The sequence below is a fragment of the Streptomyces sp. CO7 genome (assembly GCF_053474865.1).
The window spans coordinates 740,230-741,626 of record NZ_JBRIOU010000004.1 but is presented as its reverse complement, the minus strand read 5'-3'; the positions used below and the strand labels follow the sequence as shown (position 1 = coordinate 741,626).

1 protein-coding gene is annotated in these 1,397 nt (G+C 72.4%); it reads right to left on the bottom strand.

Annotation, left to right across the window (positions count from 1 at the left end; all coding sequences use genetic code 11):
- Positions 1 to 173 precede the first annotated feature (173 nt).
- Positions 174 to 1,328, bottom strand: coding sequence for a cystathionine gamma-synthase (locus tag ACOV8S_RS16180; protein ID WP_448318881.1), 1,155 nt, complete (start codon positions 1,326 to 1,328; stop codon positions 174 to 176).
- Between the last annotated feature and the right edge of the window lie 69 nt (positions 1,329 to 1,397).

Genomic DNA, 1,397 nt, shown 5'->3' with positions numbered 1-1,397 from the left:
GGCGGGGGCAGGTGAACCCGGCGGGCAGCAGCGTTCGTTTCCCCCGGCCCGCCCCTATCTGGGAGACCGAACCGCCGCGGTGTGAGCCGTCACGTACGCACGTGAGGCACTGCGCCAGTCGTGCCGCCCCAGCGGCACGACTGCCCGCAGAGGTGAGGGCACCCGCAGGATGCCTAGCCCAGGGCCTGGCGGAGGTCCTCCACGAGGTCGTCGGCGTTCTCGATGCCGACCGAGAGGCGCACGAGGTCCGCGGGGACCTCGAGGGCGGAGCCCGCGGCGGAGGCGTGGGTCATGCGGCCCGGGTGCTCGATCAGGGACTCGACGCCGCCCAGGGACTCGCCCAGGGTGAAGACCTTGGCGCGGTCGCAGACCGCCACCGCGGCCTCCTCGCCGCCGGCGACCTGGAAGGACACCATGCCGCCGAACGCCCGCATCTGCTTGGCGGCGACCTCGTGCCCGGGGTGCTCCGGCAGGCCCGGGTACAGGACCTTCGTCACCTTGGGGTGACGGCTCAGCATGTCGACGACCTTCGCCGCGTTCTCCGAGTGACGGTCCATGCGCACCGCCAGCGTCTTCGTGCCGCGCAGCACCAGCCAGGAGTCGAACGGACCGGCCACCGCGCCCATGGCGTTCTGGTGGTAGGCCAGCTCCTCGCCCAGCTCCTGGTCGGCGGTGATGAGCGCGCCGCCGACCACGTCGGAGTGGCCGCCCATGTACTTGGTGAGGGAGTGCACCACCACGTCCGCGCCGAGCGCCAGCGGCTGCTGGAGATACGGCGTGGCGAAGGTGTTGTCAACGACCAGGCGGGCCCCGCCGGCGTGGGCGATCTGCGCGGCGGCGGCGATGTCGGTGATGCCCAGGAGCGGGTTGGAGGGGGTCTCCACCCAGACGGCCTTGGTCTTCGGGGTCATCGCGGCGCGCAGCGCCTCCGGGTCGCTGCTGTCGGCGACCGACCACTCCACGCCCCAGCGGGAGACGACCTTCGCGAACAGGCGGAACGTGCCGCCGTAGGCGTCGTTGGGGATGACCACGTGGTCGCCCGGCGCGAGCAGGGTACGCAGCAGGCAGTCCTCGGCGGCGAGGCCGGAGGCGAAGGCGAGACCCCGGCGGCCGCCCTCGAGCGCGGCGAGGTTCTCCTCCAGGGCGGTGCGGGTGGGGTTGGCGCTGCGGCTGTACTCGTAGCCGCCGCGGAGGCCGCCGACGCCGTCCTGCTTGTACGTGGAGACCTGGTAGATGGGGGGAACGACGGCGCCGGTCAGGGGATCGGCGGTGTTGCCCGCGTGGATCGCCAGCGTCTCGAAGTGCTCGCTGAAGTGGGTGTCACTCATGTGCACCGAGCGTAACGGGTCACGGGCGAAGACCTCGTCGCGGTGACGGCGTGTGGGGCCGTGCGGGGC